This is a genomic window from Hyphomonas sp. (assembly GCF_016125515.1).
Taxonomy (GTDB): domain Bacteria; phylum Pseudomonadota; class Alphaproteobacteria; order Caulobacterales; family Hyphomonadaceae; genus Hyphomonas.
Genome location: NZ_WGLO01000008.1, coordinates 303,391 through 321,560, shown reverse-complemented (window position 1 = coordinate 321,560; position 18,170 = coordinate 303,391). Strand labels below are relative to the sequence as shown.

11 protein-coding genes are annotated in these 18,170 nt (G+C 66.0%); all 11 read left to right on the top strand.

The genetic code is table 11. The features are described 5' to 3' along the window. Positions 1 to 262: 262 nt before the first annotated feature. The 11 genes from bcsA (at position 263) to GC148_RS07910 (ending at position 18,088) form a co-directional block, all read left to right on the top strand. Entirely contained in the window at positions 263 to 2,461 is a 2,199-nt protein-coding gene (bcsA, locus tag GC148_RS07960) for a UDP-forming cellulose synthase catalytic subunit (RefSeq protein WP_291070138.1), read from the top strand. After that, a complete protein-coding gene (locus tag GC148_RS07955) occupies positions 2,458 to 4,668 on the top strand; it encodes a cellulose biosynthesis cyclic di-GMP-binding regulatory protein BcsB (protein ID WP_291070137.1) in 2,211 nt (736 codons plus the stop codon). The genes bcsA and GC148_RS07955 overlap by 4 nt, the downstream gene beginning before the upstream one ends. Beyond that, positions 4,665 to 7,190 carry a cellulose synthase subunit BcsC-related outer membrane protein gene (locus tag GC148_RS07950; RefSeq protein WP_291070136.1) on the top strand — a complete coding sequence of 842 codons (2,526 nt, stop codon included), beginning with the start codon at positions 4,665 to 4,667 and terminating at the stop codon, positions 7,188 to 7,190. The genes GC148_RS07955 and GC148_RS07950 overlap by 4 nt, the downstream gene beginning before the upstream one ends. Further along, a complete protein-coding gene (locus tag GC148_RS07945; protein ID WP_291070135.1) occupies positions 7,187 to 8,620 on the top strand; it encodes a PAS domain-containing protein in 1,434 nt (477 codons plus the stop codon). The genes GC148_RS07950 and GC148_RS07945 overlap by 4 nt, the downstream gene beginning before the upstream one ends. A 223-nt stretch (positions 8,621 to 8,843) precedes the next feature. Beyond that, the gene (locus tag GC148_RS07940; RefSeq protein WP_291070134.1) at positions 8,844 to 9,614 is read left to right on the top strand and encodes an SDR family oxidoreductase; all 771 of its coding nucleotides are present in this window, start codon (positions 8,844 to 8,846) and stop codon (positions 9,612 to 9,614) included. 361 nt (positions 9,615 to 9,975) lie between these two features. Continuing rightward, positions 9,976 to 11,406, top strand: coding sequence for a TolC family protein (locus tag GC148_RS07935; RefSeq protein WP_291070133.1), 1,431 nt, complete (start codon positions 9,976 to 9,978; stop codon positions 11,404 to 11,406). Positions 11,407 to 11,416: 10 nt separating this feature from the next. Further along, positions 11,417 to 12,559, top strand: coding sequence for an efflux RND transporter periplasmic adaptor subunit (locus GC148_RS07930; protein ID WP_291070132.1), 1,143 nt, complete (start codon positions 11,417 to 11,419; stop codon positions 12,557 to 12,559). Between the two features lie 4 nt (positions 12,560 to 12,563). Further along, complete coding sequence (locus GC148_RS07925) at positions 12,564 to 15,686, top strand: efflux RND transporter permease subunit (RefSeq protein ID WP_291070131.1); 3,123 nt, start codon at positions 12,564 to 12,566, stop codon at positions 15,684 to 15,686. 112 nt (positions 15,687 to 15,798) lie between these two features. Beyond that, the gene (locus tag GC148_RS07920) at positions 15,799 to 16,320 is read left to right on the top strand and encodes a thioesterase family protein (protein ID WP_291070130.1); all 522 of its coding nucleotides are present in this window, start codon (positions 15,799 to 15,801) and stop codon (positions 16,318 to 16,320) included. Beyond that, on the top strand, positions 16,317 to 17,252 hold the full coding sequence (locus tag GC148_RS07915; protein WP_291070129.1) for a nucleoside hydrolase: 936 nt from the start codon (positions 16,317 to 16,319) through the stop codon (positions 17,250 to 17,252). Before GC148_RS07920 ends, GC148_RS07915 begins: the two co-directional genes overlap by 4 nt. Then, entirely contained in the window at positions 17,249 to 18,088 is an 840-nt protein-coding gene (locus GC148_RS07910) for a ribokinase (protein WP_291070128.1), read from the top strand. Before GC148_RS07915 ends, GC148_RS07910 begins: the two co-directional genes overlap by 4 nt. Positions 18,089 to 18,170 lie beyond the last annotated feature (82 nt).

The following is an 18,170-nucleotide window of genomic DNA, read 5'->3' as shown; positions in this document are numbered from 1 at the left end:
TCGCGCCGCCCAATCTCTGCCGGAGCTCTCGGCTATTCGTCAGCTGTCGGACTATACCAACTCTGACCTTCGCATCGATGCGCCCGCCGGATGCCTGAGCTGAAAAATTCAACGACGGAAACGCAGCGAGCGCCGACGACTCAATCAACAACCGAACTGTCCCGGATGTTAACACTTACTGGTTTCCGATTACTCTCCATTATCGCTGAATTCACTTTGAAATGTCATACCTCATTCGGAGTAGTAAGTTTGGATTACCTCGATGGTGCGCGCGACACCACATTCAGCAAATTATCGGCCCGCATCGCGCTTCGCGCCGCTGCGCACGATCAGTGCTGCCGCAGGTCTCTCCAGCATTGCGCTCATTGCCGCCGCACCTACGCCGGACCATGTGCAGGTCCTGCTCTGCATTGCGACGATCGCAACCTACGTCTTGATGAGCTGGCTGCGCCCGTCCGGCGGTCCCTTCCGCACCTTCGTCGCGCTGCTGATCGTCTTCACCAGCACCCGTTACATGATCTGGCGGGTGACGGAGACGATGCCGTCAGACTCCCTGCTTTCCATCATCGGCGGCATCTTTCTCCTCGGCGCGGAGACCTACGGATACATTCTCCTCCTCCTCTCGACTTTTCTCTCCGTCGATGTCTACAAGCGCCAGCCCCGTCCGGCGCCGCTATCTGCAGCCGCCTGCCCGACCGTCGACATCCTCATCCCCAGCTATAACGAGCCTGACGATCTGCTCGAGGTCACACTCACGGCAGCGCTGAATGTCAACTACCCCGCCGGCCGCGTGAAGGTCTACCTGCTCGACGATGGTGGCACAGACGGCAAGCGCAATCAGTCCGACCCCAAGAAGGCCGCCGAAGCGCAGGCCCGCCATGACCATCTGAAGGAAGTCTGTGCCCGCCTCGGCGCCCATTACCTGACCCGCGAGAAGAACAATCACGCCAAGGCCGGCAACATCAACGCCGCCTTGCAGAAGACCGACGGCGAATTGATCCTGATCCTCGATGCGGACCATATTCCGTCTACAGACATCCTGACCCGCACGGTGGGCTATTTCATCGAGGACCCGAAACTCTTCCTCGTCCAGACCCCGCACTTCTTCCTCAATCCGGACCCGCTGGAGCGTAACCTCGACACATTCCGCAAGATGCCCAGCGAGAACGAAATGTTCTACTCCGTCATCCAGCGCGGACTGGATGGGCTGAACGCCGCCTTTTTCTGCGGATCGGCGGCGCTGCTCCGGCGAAAACACATCATGGAGATCGGCGGCATCCAGGGTGACACGATCACCGAGGATGCCGAAACCGCGCTCGAGCTCCATTCCAGGGGCTACCGAAGTGCCTATGTCGACCGTCCCATGGTCGCCGGCCTGTCGCCCGAGACCTTCTCGGGCTTCATCGTGCAAAGGATGCGCTGGACCCAGGGCATGGTCCAGATCTTCCTTTTGAAAAACCCGCTGCTCAAGAAGGGCCTGACGCTCGCCCAGCGTATCGGTTATTTCAATTCCTGCTTCTACTGGTTCTTCCCGCTCGCCCGGATGCCTTTCATCCTAGGGCCCCTGCTTTACCTGCTGTTCGGTATACAGGTCTATGTCGGCGACCTGTCGGACTTCCTGATGTACGGCCTCCCGCACATCGTTGGTGCACTGATGTTGTCGTCCATCCTTTACGGGCACACGCGCTGGGCGTTTGCGTCCGAGCTGTACGAGGTTATCCAGTCCATCCACTGCTCGGGCGCCATCCTCCAGGTGCTACGCAATCCACGCTCGCCGAGCTTTGCCGTCACGCCCAAGGGCGAAAACCTCGACGAGAACTTCGTCTCGCCGCTCGCCCGCCCTTTCTATATCCTGATCGCCATCGTTTGCCTCGGCCAGATCGCCGGCACGATCCGCTTTTTCTTCGATCCTGTCGGCGTCGGCGTCATCTCCGTCCTCCTCTTCTGGAACACGTTCCACCTGCTTCTGCTCGTCTCGGCGCTCGGCGTTCTCTACGAACGCTCCCAGCAACGCGTCTTCCCGCGCTTCGATACGGACCGCCCGGTCACGCTCTACCAGCCGGGCACAGATATAGCCGGCACGATGACCGACATCTCCGTCACCGGCATGGGCGTGCGCGTCTCTCATGCAGGTACCAGGCGCTTTGCTGCCGGCGACGCGTTCACGGCGAACGCGCAGGAACTCGGCGCCGCTTCACCCACGCAGCTTGACCTCAAGGTGCTTTCTGTCCTCAACGAGCCGGGCGGCCAGAAGCTTGGTCTGAGCTTTGATATCCGCACGCCCGACCAGTGGTCCGCCGTTGTCGCGCTCATGTATTCGCGCAGCGAGAACTGGAAAACCTTTCGCGATAGCCGTGCCCGCGCCGACCACATGGGCGCGAAGATCGCTGGCCTCGTCCGTTCCAGCCTGTCCCACGCCCTCATCCATATCCGCGCCATCACCCGGGAAGTTCGCACATGATCTCCGCCCTTCGTTCGCCCGCATTGGCCGCCGCGCTGGCCTTCGCTTTCGCCGCCGCGCCGCTTGCACCGCTGGTTGCCGCAGCGCAGCAGGCCCCGAATGACGATGCCGTTTATGACGTCTACGCCCGCTACCGCGACGACCCAAAAATGACGACCGAGGCGCTGGAGAATGGTCTCTGGCGCGCGCGCCTGCCGCTCGCCGCGCTGCGACCCCAACCCGGCTCCATCCGTCTTGATGGCGCGAAGGCCACCGAGCAGGTCTCCTTCGCGATGGCACCGCAGGCGGACATCCAGTCCGCGCGTCTGATTCTCCGTCATGTCAGCGGCCGCGCCCAGGAAGGCTCGAAGCCGCAGCTTCGCCTCGAACTCAACGATCGCTTCATCGCGCAGATCGACGGCGTTACCGAGCATGCCGCCGCCGTCAACGAGATCGTCCTCGATCCATCGATCCTCGTGTCGGGTTTCAACACGCTGCAGATCGACGCCGTGCAGCGCTACACCTATGGCTGCCAGGACCCCGACGCTGCCGAACTCTGGACCGACATCGACACGTCGCGCTCCTATGTCGAGATTATATATGCGCGCGAACCCTTCACCGCGTCGCTGGCGGACCTCTCCGCCGTCCTCACCGCCGGCGTCGGCGGCGTTGAGGACCTTGCGCTCATCACCGGCCGCGGCGAGATGACCGCCGATACGCTGCGCTGGGGCGCACTCGCCTCGCAGGCAGTGGCCAACCGCCTCGGCTACACCGTACCGCGCATCTCGCGCGCGGATACAGCCATGCTCTCCGCCACTGCGGGCAAGTCCGACCTGATCGCCATCGGCACGCCGGAAGACCTCGCAGGACTCGCCCCCACCGCACTCTCCAGCCTGAAGGGCGACGAATCGTGGCTGTCGATCGGTCCCTCCCCTGTCGACCGGTCGCGCTTCCTGATCGTCCTGTCCGGGCGCACGCCTGCCGCCATTGAAGGCGCTGTGCGCGCGTTCGCCGCCGTCAACTTCCCTCTCTCCGATACGGCCTCCCTCGTCCTGTCGCCGGGCGAGGTGCCCACCGGCAATCTCATGGCCCGAAAGCAGACGCTGCGCACCGAAGCGAAGTACGCGCTGAAGGATCTCGGCCTCACCAATGCGTCCCTGCTCGGCGAGGCGCATGGTACGGCCGGCTTCACGCTCGACCTGCCGGCCGATGTCCGCTTCCGCACAGGTGCGGAAGTCCTCCTTTCGCTTGATTTCGCGTATGGCGCCGGGCTTGATGACAAGTCGGTCGTCAACATCCTTGTCAATGACCAGTTCCAGCGCGCCATCCGCCTGACCAACCCCGACGGCGAAGTCACTCCCGGCTACGAGATCGCCGTCCCGGCCGCGGCATTCCGCCCCGGCCATAACAGCGTCCGCTTTGAGATCGAGCTGTCCACAGGCGCCGCCGGCGAATGCGCTGCCCGCGACACGCGCCACCTCGCCTTCATTCTGAAGGACACCTCGACGCTGACCCTTCCGCCTGCGGTTCAATATGTCGAGCTGCCGAACCTTGCCCTGCTGTCGGAGGCAGGCTTCCCCTATACCAGCGCCGGCACGCAGCCCGTCGCGATCCGCGCCACCGATACCGGCAGCAACACAGCCGCCGCCGTATGGACGCTCGCCGCCCGCCTGGGCCAGATCTATGGTACGATCTTCACGGATGCCACTTTTGGCTTCGGGCTGGAACTTCCCGAAGCCCACACGCTGATCGTGGGCACGCGGCCGGACCTGAACGGCTTCCTGCCCGCCGAGCTGAGCATGTCAAATCTCCTCTCCGGCGCCGCTCCGGACGGCTTCACCCGCAATGTCTCCACCGTGGACCTGGGCGATAATGGCCTGCTGATCGAAGGCGAATCGCCCGAGCACCCCGGCCACCTGGTCACAGTCCTCACCGCCGAGACCGGCACGCAGCTGCTCGCTTCAACGCGGGCGCTCGTCCAGCCGAGTCACTGGAGCCAGCTCCAGGGCGGCACCGCTGTCTGGCGCGAGCACGCGGCCACGATGGTCACCCAGGCCGCCAGCAACGGTTTCGAGATCGGCTCGATGCCCGCCGGTGAAAAGGCACGCCTGGCCGCCGGCCGCACGCCCTGGGGCTGGATCCTCTCGATCGCCGCCGTCCTCTTCGCGCTCGCCGCTGTGCTGGCCCTGATCGCCCGATACATGCGCAAGCGCATGAACGATAAATGAGGTTGGCGACGCGCCACCTGTGCACGGCCGTGGTCAGTGCCTGTGTCGCGCTCGCTGCAGCGTGTCCGGCGGCGACTGCGCAGGGCGCACGGACCAGGCTGGCCGAAGGCGTCTTCGCCATCGGCATTCCCCGGACCGTATCCGCGGAAGGAAGCGTCGCCACAGACCCGATCCAAGAACCTGCCCCCGCCCTCGTCCAGGCCGTCTGGGATCTCGGCGCGAGCGGTGACTGGGACGCTGCGCAGAAAGTCCTGCGCGCAATGCAGTCTGCCAACCCGTCCTGGACAGCGCCCTCCAACCTCAAAGCCTATCTGACCGCTGGCCAGCGCGACCAGCACATCCGTACCGCCCTCGCTGCCCGCGACTGGTCCAGCGCGCTTGCCCTGCTACCCCCGTCACCAGAATCCACGTGTGAGGCGCCTTTCCATCTCTGGTCCCGCGCCGACGCGCTCGAAGGACTCGGCGCACAGCCGGACATCAACGCCTTCTACATCCGTACTCTGACGAACTGTTCTGACCCGAACATCGCAGCCGTCCTCGCCGACCGCGCCCTCGGCGTGCTTGATGTTGACGGCCTCTCCGCGGTCGCCGCGCTCCCCGTCCTCGCCCGCAGCACCGATCCCCGCATCCGCCTCGCCCACACCCGCCTCGCGCGTGCAGAGCGCTGGCAGCGGTTTGAAACCGCCCTTGCTACTGGCGATCTTGCCACCGCTCAGACACTCGCAGCCCAGTCCGACGATGCGCGCCTGCTGACTCAAGCCGGCTGGACGTTCCTCGAAGCCGATGCCGCCCGCGCTGCAGCTTATTTTGAACGCGCCTACGCCTTCGGCGACGACACCGACGCCTTGCGTGGCCTCGTCATGGCGAAGCTCGCCGGCGGCGACATCACCTCCGCCCGCGCTGCTGCCGGCGAAGTCAAAGACCCCGTTCTTGCCGCCGCTCTCGGCGCCCGGGTCGATCTCGGCGAAGCCGCCCTTCGCCGCGAGGCCGGCGACTGGACCGGTGCGACGACGCTCGCTGCGAATGCCGCGCGCGCCAACCCGGATCTCGCCGAACCCGCAGACGCCCTCATCGCCAGCGCTCATCTCGAAGCCGCTGCCGCAGCGTATGATCAAGGCGCGTTTGCCGAATCCCGCCGTCTCGCCCTCGAAGCTGCCCGCTACCCGCCCTCGCGCCGCCCAGCCCTGATGCGCGCCGCCTGGTCGGATCTCCAGCTTGGCAAGGATCGCGACGCCGCCGACGCTTTCAGCCGCCTCTATCTGGAACAGTCCGACACCGAATCCGCCGAAGGTTACGCGCTCGCTGCCCAGCGCGCAGGCGATCTCGATACCGCGGCCGCCCTCGCCCGCAGCCTCGGCGGCCCGCTCGGCGGCAAGGTCAAGGCCCGTTATGCAGCCGCCGCTTTTGATCAAGGCGATTACCTCATCGCCCGGACCCATGCGCCGGACACTTATGAGGCGCTGGATGGCCTTGATGGTGCCTGGTACCGGCAGTCCGTCTCCGCGCGCCGCCAGGGCGGCAAGGCCGGCGAAAACCGCTTGACCGGTTTCGTCTCCACCACGTCCGCCGGCACCACGCGCGGCGCCGATCGTTTCGAGGCCGGCCTGTCCGTCTACGCCCTCGATGCTGGCGGCACGGTCCGGCGCGCGACCTTCGCCGCACCCTACGCCGCCTGGAGCCGCGAAGGCGCGACGAGCCTTGCTGCCCGAGTCGGCCTCCTGCCCCTCGGCGTCGATGCCGACGTCGCCATCAATGCCGAGATTGCCGTCGCCCGCGACATTCACGGCGGCGCGCTCGAAGCCCGCGCTTTCGTCCGTCCAAAGACGGAAAGCATTCTCTCGATGGCCGGACGGAAGGACGCCGACGGGAATACTTTCGGCCGCGTCACTGAAACCGGTGCCCGCTTCTCCGCGCGCCTGCCGATCGGCCAATCCCACACCGTGCAGGCCGACCTTTCCGCCGTCTCGCTCGACGGCGTGAACACTGCCGACAATACAATGGTCGGCGCGGGAGTGTCGGCCTCGCGCGCCTTCGACAAGGCGGGCTTCGCCTATCTGGTCACCGGTCCGTTCTACCAATACCAAGCCTATGACCGGAACACGAACTTCTTCACCCCCGGCCATAGCGGCTATTTCAGCCCGCAATCCTTCCACCGCGCCGGTTGGTCGCTCAATGCCCAGACCGATCCGTTGAAAGACTGGATCGCGCGCGCCAATCTTGCTGCCGGCTATGAGTCGATCGAAGAAGATGCCGGCCCTGCCAATCCGCTGCTCGCCGCGCCGCAGACGCTCTTCGGCGGCTCCAGGAGCTCCGGCCTCGCCGGCGCTCTGGATTTCTCCCTCGCCCGGCGCGTCAGTCACAACGTGATATTCTCTGCAAATGCCGCCGCCATCCTCTCCCACGCCTACGAGGATGTGAGCATCGGCTTTGCGCTGACATGGGTGCCCGGCGGGCGCGCCGGTCTCGTGCGCGGCGACCTGCCGGCCGACCCCTTTAATCCCGGCGCATGGATCCAGCCATGACGCAAGCCTTCTCCCGCCCGGCCCAGACCGCCGCCCGCCTGACCCGCCGCCTCGAGCGTAGCGATCCCTTCCTGATGCGCGCCGTGCAAGTCGCCACACTGGCTGGCTGTATACTTGGTATACTGATCTATGCCTGGTTGAGCGTGTCCGGTGAAAACGCTGCCAGCCGCCGCGCGCTGGCCGGCGCTGCCGCCGCGGGCCAGGTTGCTGCCGAAGCCGAACTGTCCCGCATCCAGTCCGTCGCGCTCTCCGCCGCACCGCTGGTTGCTGCCGCAAACGCGGCGGACACCTCCGCCGCCGAGCGGGTCGCCATCAATGCTGCGCTGACGCGCCTTCTTGCGACCTCTCCGGTCACCGCCATCGTCGTTTTCACACCGGACGGACATTCTGCGGGAATCTTCGGCGAAATGCCATCCGACGCCGCCGGTCGCATCTCGCCGCCGTCCACCAGCCGCCGCGCAGGCCAAGAACTGCTCGGGCTCGAGCTTGTCCCGGTCTCTGAGCGGCGCGCCGCCTATTACCTCCCACTGCCGACCCCGGATGGCCGCATACTGTCCGCCGCCATGGTCCTGCGCTCCGGCGCATTCCAGTCCGCGTTGAATGCCGGCGCCGCTTCCGGCCCCGGCTGGCGCGCTGCACTACTTAACCGTGACGGCCAGGCCGTGCTCACCGCGGCCACTGCCGCCGCTCCCTTCGCCGAATCCGACAGCCAGTTCGCAGCCGCTGCTCTCGGCTGGCGCCCTCTGCATGCGGATGAATCCTCCGCCGCCGCCCGCTCGGAGGGCCAACACACTGGCGCCTTCATCGAGACCCGAACCGTCGCCGACGACATGTTGCAGATCGCCTATGTCGGCACGCCGCGCTCCGCCGTCTCGGTTCTGATTGCGCGCCGGTACGAGTTTGCCGCATTGCTTGGCGCCGCTCTGCTCGCGCTGACCCTCGCCATCTCGATCATCCAGAACGAATGGCAGCGCTACGATCTCAAGGTCCGCGACGCCGACCTCCTCGCCGCCCGCGCAGAGGTCACCTGCGACCTGCTTGCGGCCGGCGTCATCGACTGGTCGGTCGCCGATGGCCGGGTCGATTATTCCGAAGGCTGGGCCGACATGTTCGCACAAGGCGCCGAGCCCACTTCGGAAGAAATCTTCGACTGGATCGCCCGCATCCATCCCGATGACCGCCTCGCCGCCCGCGACGCCTACCAGGCCATGCTTGATGGGCGAGAAACCGAACTCGTCCACCGCATGCGCATCCGCATGTCCTCCGGCCTCTGGGTACAGGTCGTGGAACGCGGCCGCGCGATCCTCGGCCCCGAGGGCCAAACCCGCCGCATCGTGCTCATCCAAACCACCGAACCCGCCGACGGCAGCGCCCTGCGCCACGCTTTCATCGGCGCTGCCGCAAAACCGGCAGAAGCCATCGCGGGCTGACCGGTCGCATCACCAGCACGCGATCCGGACGCCCGACGAAAACGGGCTGAGCGCGCCACACCCCAAAGGCAAAGGTCAGAAGACCGAAGCCGCGCAGGAGCTGCGGTCCAAAGCGGCGATCGCCCGGCGCGATCTCGAAGGCTGAACCCGCTTCGAACCCGGCCGATTGCAAAGACGCTGATCCCATCTACTGTCTGCCCGACAAAAACAGGGAAGAAACACCATGGACATGCACCTCAAAGGCAAGAACGCACTTATCCTGGGCGGCACGCGCGGCATCGGCCGGGCGATCGCCGAAACGCTGGCAAAGGAAGGCGCGAATGTCGGCGTCTGCGCGCGCAACGCCGATCAGGTGGCGACCGCCGTCGCGGAGCTGAAGGCCCTCGGCGTTAAAGCAACCGGCGCCTCGGTCGATGTCACCGACGGCGACGCCCTGAAAGCCTGGATCGGCAAGGCCGCCGGCGAACTCGGCGGTCTCGACATTCTCGTGTCCAATGCCGGGGCCATGGCGCAGGGCAATGATCCCGCCGCCTGGACCCAGAACTTCCAACTCGACGTGCTCGCCGCCGTCAATGCCTTCGACGCCGCCCAGCCCCTGCTCGCCAAAGGCGCCGAAGCCCATGGCGATGCCGCCTTCGTCATCATCTCCTCGATCTCCGCCGCGCAGGCCGACCGCGCTGACAGCTATGGCCCGATCAAGGCGGCGTTGATCCACATGGCCAAGGGCCTCGCACGTCAGCACGCCCGGGCCGGCATCCGGGTCAACGTCGTGTCGCCCGGCATGGTCTTTTTCGAAGGCGGGGTCTGGGACACGGTAAAGAGGAACGCACCGGATTTCTTCGCGCAGGCCAACGCCCGCAACCCCACCGGTCGCTGTGCCACGCCGCAGGAAATCGCCAACGCGGCGGTCTTTCTCGCAAGTCCCCTGTCCAGCTACACCACCGGATCGAACCTCATCGTCGATGGCGCTGTGTCGAACCGCGTGAACTTCTAGGCACCCTGCTCCGCCGGGCGGCCTTATCGGAACGTCTGCGCAAACGAGATTCCGGTGAGGTCCACCGCCGGCAGGTCGATGGCCAGCACCCGCCCGGCATGCCAGTCGATAGAAAAGATCTGGCGCGCCGCTATCTGGGCGATTTTGCGCCCGGCGCGCCGGCATTCTTAAGGGAACGCGAGCCGGAACAGCCGCGTCGGCTGCCCCGTTCGCGATTAAAACCGGAAGCACGCGTAATTCTTGCAGAATCGAGCGACGGACAAAGGTCGGAAAAGCGTTTATGCTAAACAAGAGGGACTTAACGGGCTCAAAGCGTTTATTGCCTTGATCGGTAAGGTTCCCCGTCTATCTGTCGAGGCTTATGACAAGGTTCCAATTTGCCCGGCCGGCCCTGATTTCAGGAGCCCTGCTCGCTGCGCTCATTCTGGCAGGCTGCGCCGGTGTGCCCGAAGCCCCTGTGGCGGGGCCAGCCCCGATCGAGACCGGCCCGGATTTCCTCGCCCTTCCCGGAAGCGACGCCCCGAACCCCGCCTGGTGGACCGGCTTCGACGATCCGGAACTGTCACGCGTCGTCGAAACCGCTCTCGCGGCCTCACCGGTTCTGCGCGGGGCAGATTATTCTGTGTCTGAGACCGAAGCGCTGTTGCGCCTCGCCCTCCTCAGCAAGAGCCCCAACCTCGCCTCCTCCGCCAGCGCCACAGTCAGCCGTCCCACCGGCGGCAACGACGATTTCGACGCCGGCGGCACCGCCGCCCTCGCCTCGGCCTGGGAACTCGACGTGTTCGGCCGCCTCGGCGATACCATCGCGGCGGCCCGCTATGACGAGGCCGCCGCCCGCGAACTGCGCCGCGACCTTGCCGTCACGGTCGCGTCCGAAACCGCCCTCGCCTATATCGACCTGCGCAGCGCCGAAGCCCGCCTCGCGGTCGGCGAAACCAATGCCTCGGTCCAGAAAGACAGCCTCGACCTCGTCCAGACCCTGTTCGACAATGGCCGCGCCAACGAGCTCGACCTGGCCCGCGCCCAGGCCCAGTACCGCACCACGCTCGCCTCCTTGCCGGTCTTCCGGGCCAGTATCGCCGATGCCCGCAGCCGCCTCGCCGCGCTGACCGGTCAGGCCGCCACCCTGCCCCTCGACCTCGACACCGCGCAGGCCAAGCGCATCCCGCGCCTCGTCGCCGGGCTCGATACCGGCACGCCGGAACAGATGCTAAGACGCCGTCCGGACGTGCGCCGCGCCGAAGCGCGTATCGGCAGCGCGCTCGCCCTCGGCGAAGCGGCCCGCGCCAGCCTCTTCCCGCGCATCACGCTGAACACCAGCCTGTTCGGCGTCATCAGCGATACCGGCGTCGCCTTCAACGAGGACTCCATCGGCCTCTCTTTCGGCCCCGCGATCAGCTGGTCGGGCCCGGATCTGCGCCGCGTCTATGTCCAGATCGACGTCAATGATGCCCGCACCCTTGGCGCCGCCGCCGACTACGAGGCCGCCGTTCTGGACGCGCTGTCCGATGCCGAGACCGCGCTTTCGAACTATGTGACCGAACGCCAGCGCCGCGCCGACCTCGACGCCGCCCTGACCGCCGCGCGGCGTTCTTACGAACTGGCGCGCCTGCGCTTCGAACAAGGCCTCGATTCCTCGCTTGACGTGCTCGATGCGCAGCGCACCCTTCTGGATGCAGAAGACCGGCTTGCCGTCAACGAAGCTGAAATTGCCCGGCGCGCGATCCGCGCCTATCGCGCCTTGGGCGGCGTCTGGACCGATGAAGAACTCACCGCCTTCCGGGCGGGCTAGGAACAAGACCATGAAGATCCTGATCCGCAACCCCCTGACCCGGACCGTGACTGTCGTCGCGCTCGGTCTGCTGATGGCCACGCCCGGCCTGACACAGCAGCGCAGCGGCGGTGGCCGGCCCGGCGGCGGCCCGCCCCCGGCCAGCGTGTTCGCAGAACCGGCCCGCGTGCAGACTTTCGCCAACCGCGTCGAGGCCATCGGCACGCTGGAACCCAACGAACGCGCCGACCTTACGCTCAGCGCGTCCGACCGCGTCACGGCCGTCTATTTCGAGGATGGGGAGCGCGTGAAGGCCGGCAAGACGCTGATCTCGCTGGCCCAGCGCGAACAGACCGCGCTGGTCGAGGCGGCTGAGGCCCAACTCGCCCAGGCCAACCAGGATCTCGCCCGGCTTGAGCCGCTGGCCGCACAAGGGGCCGTCTCCCAGGCCGAACTTGAAGTCGCCCGCCGCAATTCCAATGCCGCCGCGGCCCAGCTGCGCGCCGTCCAGTCGCGCCAGCGCGACCGCGTGCTGGTCGCGCCTTTCGACGGCGTGCTCGGCTTCCGGCAGGTCAGCGTCGGCTCCTTCGTCCGTCCCGGCGATGTCGTGGCCACCCTGATCGACGACAGCGTCATGCGCCTCGACTTTGCCGTCCCCTCGATCTTCCTGACCAGCCTGAAGTCCGGCCTCGAGATCGAGGCCCGCAGCGCCGACCTTCCCGGCCGCACCTTCAAGGGCAAGGTCTCCAGCATCGACAACATGATCGATCCGGTCACGCGCTCGGTGCGCGTGCGCGCCATGATCCCGAACGATGACGGCATCCTTAAAGCCGGCATGTTCGTCGCCGTCACCCTGCTCGCTGATCCGCGCCAGACCCTGTCTGTGCCGGAAGTGGCGCTCCAGCCACTTGGCCCTGAAACCTTCGTCTGGGCCGTGTCCGAGACTGCACAGGGCCCCATCGCGAACCGTGTGAAGGTTCAGGTCGGCCTGCGCCAGGATGGCCGCGTCGAAATCCTCTCGGGTCTGGAAACCGGCCAGAAGGTCGTCACCGAAGGCGCGCTGCGCCTGCGCGAAGGCGCCGCCATGATCGTTCGCGACCAGTCGATCCTCAAACCGTCCCTCCCCGGCGGCGCAGGTGGCGGCGGATCGCCCGCCGGCGCGAACCGGGAGTAGGGCGATGCTGCTCTCGGATACCTCGATCAAGCGGCCGGTCTTTGCCTCGGTCCTGGCGCTGATCCTGATCGTGTTCGGACTGGTCGCGTTCTCGCGCCTGTCCCTGCGCGAGTATCCGGATATCGACCCGCCGGTCGTCTCAATCAGCACCAACTATCCGGGCGCCTCGGCCTCGGTCGTCGAAACCCGCATCACCCAGATCATCGAAGACCGGATCGCCGGCGTCGAAGGCGTGCGCTTTATCAACTCGCGTTCCTCCGATGGCCGCTCGAACATCTCGATCGAGTTCAACATCACGCGCGACATCGAGTCCGCCGCAAATGATGTGCGCGACCGCGTCTCCGGCATCCTCAACAACCTGCCCGACGAAGCCGATCCACCGGAAGTCCAGAAGGCGGACGCCGATTCCGATGTGATTCTCTGGATGAACCTCGCCAGCGAACGGCTCGCGACGCCCGAGCTGACCGACTATGCCAACCGCTACCTGGTCGACCGCTTCTCCGCCCTCGACGGGGTGGCCCGCGTACAGGTCGGCGGTGCACGCGACTATGCCATGCGTGTATGGATCGACCGCCGGGCTCTCGCCGCACGCGGCCTGACCTCAGGCGACATCGAACGCGCTCTGCGCGCCGAGAATATCGAAGCCCCCGCCGGCAACCTCGAATCCGGCGACCTCTACTACACCATGCGCATCGACCGCGCCTTCCGCACGGCGGAGGATTTCTCCGGTCTCGTGATTGCCCAGGGTGATGGCTATCTCGTCCGTCTCGGCGATGTCGCCCGCGTCGAACGCGGCACGGAGAATGACCGCACGACCTTCCGCGGCAACGGCCAGCCGATGATCGGACTCGGTATCGTCAAGCAATCGACCGCCAATACGGTCGAGGTGGCTAAGGCCGCCAAGGGGCTGGCGATGGAGCTCAACAAATCCCTGCCCGACGGCATGCAGATCTACATGTCGTTCGACAGTTCGGTCTTCATCGAAGCGTCGATCCGCGAAGTCTGGCTGACGCTCGGCATCGCCGTCCTGCTCGTTACCCTTGTGATCTTCCTCTTCCTAGGCAGTGCCCGGGCGACCATCATTCCCGCCGTCACCGTACCCGTGTCGGTGATCGCCACTTTCATGGTCATGCTCGGTCTCGGCCTGTCGCTGAACCTGCTCACCCTGCTCGCGCTCGTGCTCGCCATCGGCCTGATCGTGGACGACGCCATCGTCGTGCTCGAGAACATCCACCGCCGCATGGAGGAGCTGGGCGAAACCCCGCTCGTTGCCGCGTTCAACGGCACCCGCCAGGTCGGCTTCGCGGTCGTTGCCACCACCATGGTGCTGATGGCTGTGTTCATTCCCATCACCTTCATGCAGGGCAATACGGGCCGTCTGTTCACCGAATTTGCGATCACGATCGCCGCCGCCGTCGGCTTTTCCAGTTTCGTCGCCCTGTCCCTGTCGCCAATGATCGCGTCGAAGATCCTCCAGCCGCATGTGGAAAACCGCAAAGGCCTGCTCGCGCTCCTGCCGAACATCGTCGACCGCATCTTCGACGGGCTGAAATTCCTCTACGGTCACGTCTTCAACGTGATCGTCCGTTTCCCGATCATCATGGTGGCTGGCCTGATCGGCGCCTTCGTAGCGATCTGGTTCCTGTTCCAGCATCTCGGCCAGGAATATGCGCCGCAGGAAGACCGTGGCAGCTTCTTCATCAGCGTGCGCGGCCCGGAAGGCGCCTCGTTCGAATACATGTCGAAATATCTCGACGAGATCGAACGCCGCCTGCTGCCTTACACCGAGTCCGGGGAGATCAGCCGCCTGCTGGTGCGCGCGCCCGGCTTCGGCTCCAACGCCTACAATCAGGGCAACGTGGTCGCCGTGCTCGACGACTGGGCGAGCCGCCGCCCGGCCAATGACATCATTGCCGAGATCAACGGCAAGATGTCTGACCTGCCCGGCATCCGTGCCTTCGCCATCATGCGCCAGGGCCTCGCCGGCGGCGGCGGCAAGCCGGTCCAGTTCGTCATCGGCGGTCCGTCCTATGAGCAGCTCGTCGAATGGCGCGACACCTTCGTCGCCGCCCTCGAAAAGGACAATCCCGGCCTCACGGATATCGATTGGGATTTCAAGGAAACCCAGCCGCAATACCGTATACAGATAAATTATGATCGCGCTGCCGATCTCGGCGTCACGGTCTCCGAAATCGGATCGACCCTGCAGACCATGCTCGGCGCTCGCCGCGTGACGACCTATATCGACAATGGCGAGGAATATGACGTCATCCTTGAAGGCCTGCGCACCGAGCAGAGCACGCCCAATGATGTGCAGAACATATATGTTCGCTCGGCCCAGTCCGGCGAACTGGTTCCGCTGGCCGCCGTCGTCACCATCGAACCCTACGCCGACAGCCCCACGCTCAACCGCTACAACCGCGTCCGGGCGATCACGATCGACGCTGGCCTCGCGCCCGGCGTCACCCTCGGCACCGCTCTCGACGGCATGGAGCGCGTGGCCCGCGACGTGCTCCCTCAGGAAGCCCAGATCGATTTCAAGGGACAGTCGCTCGAGTTCCGCTCGTCCGGCTCGTCCATCCTCTTCGTCTTCGGCCTCGGCCTATTGATCGTCTTCCTCGTGCTGGCCGCCCAGTTCGAAAGCTGGATCCACCCTCTGGTCATCATCCTCGCCGTGCCCGCCACCATCGCCGGCGGCCTGTTCGGTCTCTGGATGACCGGCCAGACGCTGAACATCTACACGCAGATCGGCCTGATCATGCTGATCGGCCTCGCCGCCAAGAACGGCATTCTCGTTGTCGAGTTCGCCAACCAGCTGCGCGACGAGGGCAAGGATTTCGACGTCGCCCTCAAGGAGGCCGCCCTCGCCCGCCTGCGCCCGATCCTGATGACCGGCCTGACCACCGCGGCCGGAGCCCTGCCGCTGATCCTGTCCTCCGGGGCCGGCGCCGAAACGCGCCTGGCCATCGGTGTCGTGGTGCTCTTCGGCGCCATCGCGGCCGTCTCGGTCAGCCTCCTCGTCGTACCCGCCGCCTACAGCCTGCTGGCCCGCCGCACGGGATCGCCCGGCGATGTTGCCCGCCGTCTGGACGCCGAAACCGAAGCGCTTAGCCAGCCCGCCGAGTAACGCGTCCTCGCCGGTCATCCGGCCTGTCTGTGGCATGGCGCTTGAAACGCGCCTTCATGCTTCGCATAGACATGAGGGATAACACTCCGCCGAGGAAACGACCGGGCCAGACATGAACCTCTTTTTCCGATTCCTGCGGGTTTTCCTGCCCGCCTTCTTCACGAAGGTGCACACTGGCCTGATGGACCTGCACATCGTGCGCTCCGCCGTCTGGCTGGGCGACCAGGACCCGATGGGCCACATGACGAACTCGCGCTATTCCTCTTTCACCGATCTCGGCATGATGAACTACATGGGCCGCACCGGCGCCCTGAAGGCCTACCGCAAACGCGGCTGGATCCCGATCGTCCAGTTCGAATCCTTCAACTATATCCGCATGCTGCGCTTCCCGCAGAAATTCGAGGTGCAGACCCGCCTCGCCGGCTGGGACGGCTCGTTCCTCTGCTTCGAGCACAAGTTCGTCTCGAACGGCAGCGTCTGCGCCGAAAGCCATATGGTCGCGCGTCTCTATGGCCGCAAGAAAGTGAAGATCACCGCCGAGATGGCGCTTGAGGTGCTGGGCCAGACGCTGGAAAGTCCGCCGCTTGATTCCCAGTTCACCCACGCCATCGCCGAATTGAGAGCCCGCGGATGACCGACACGCCCCTGCCCCTGATCATCGATTGCGATCCCGGCATCGATGATGCGGTGATGCTGATCATGGCCTTCCTCAGCCCGCGCCTCAATGTCGAGGCCATCACCACCGTGGCCGGCAACGTGCCCCTCGCCTTCACCAGCCGCAATGCGCGCATGGTCTGTGAGCGGATGGGCCGGGCGGACATTCCCGTCCATGCCGGCTGCCCGCGCCCGATGGCCCGCAAGATGGTCACCGCCGAGGATTTCCACGGCGAATCCGGGATCGCAGGCATGGACGTCTTCGATCCGAAAGCGCCGCTCGCCGCCGGCCATGCCGTCAATGTCCTGATCGACAAGCTCTCCGCCTCGCCCAAAGGCGGCTACACGGTCATCATCTCCGGCCCAATGACCAATCTGGCTACCGCCCTGATCATGGCACCGCACATCGCTAAAGGGATCCGCGAGCTCGTCATCATGGGCGGCGCCGATACCGCCGGCGGCAACATCACGCCCACCGCCGAGTTCAACATCTACGCTGACCCCCACGCGGCTGCCATCGTCTTCGATGCGGGCTTGCCCACCGTCGTGCTCGCCCTCGACGCGACCCACCAGGTGCGCGCCGAGCAGGCCCGCGTGGACCGGATCCGCGCCCTGCCCGGCCGCAATGCCGCCTTGATGGCTGACCTGCTCGACGCCGCCAACCGGCTGGAGCTGCGCTGGCGCCCCGGCATGCAGGTGCCGATGCATGATCCGTCCACGGTCGGCTGGGTGCTCGCCCCGCACCTCTTCCAGACCAAGCGCTGCCGCGTCAGCGTTGTCACCCGTCCGGGCAAGGACTTTGGCCGCACGCGCGTCAAGGACGGCCCGCGCGCCCCCCATCGCTGGGTCACTGTCGCCGATGCAGACGGCTTCTTCGCCCTCGTCGAAGATCTGTTGAAGGCGCGCGCATGATCACCGTCGTCGGCTCGGTCAATCTCGATCTCGTCGCCTCCGGCGCGCCGCTGCCGCATCCCGGCGAAACGGTCACCGGCGCGCGCCTCGCGCGCTATCCGGGCGGCAAAGGGGCGAACCAGGCGCTCGCCGCCGCCCGCCTCGGCCAGAACGTCCGGCTCATCGCTGCCGTCGGGCATGACGACATGGCGGAAGAGGCGCTGAAACTGCTAAGGGCCGGCGGCGTCGATCTCTCCGCCACCCATTCCCTGAACGGTGAGACCACAGGCGTCGCCCTGATCGCCGTCGCGCCGGATGGCGAAAACCTGATCGTCGTTTGTCCGGGGGCGAACAATGCGCTCGCCCCCGCCGATGTCCATAGCGAAGCCATCGGTCACATGATGGGCGTTCTGGAAGTGCCCGTCCCGGTCCTTCTCGCCGCCGCGCAGAAGGCCACAGGCTTCGTCGCCCTGAACCTCGCCCCGGCCCTGCCCGTGCCAGACGCGCTGCTCGCCGAGGCCGATCTCATTGTCGTCAACGAAACCGAAGCCGCCTTCTATGGCGCGGCCCTGCACGCCCCCGGACGCCGTGTGGCCATCTCACTCGGCGGTGACGGCGCAGAGCTCTGGCTAAGCGGCGAGCGGATCGCTTCGGCGCGGCCGCCCGCCGTGCAGGTCGTCGACACAGTCGGCGCCGGTGACACCTTCTTCGCCGCGCTCACCACGGCCCTGATCGAAGGCCAGTCAGACGCAGCGGCCCTGTCCTTTGCTGTCGCCGCCGGAGCAGCCGCCTGCACCCGCCCCGGCGCCCAACCCAGCCTCCCAACCCGCCGCCAGGTCGAAGCCCTGCTGGACTGACCGATCCGCCTCCAAGCTCATGCTGCGCGAAATCGCAGGGTCACGCTCTTTATCCGGATGACCATGCCAGTCCCGATGGTCG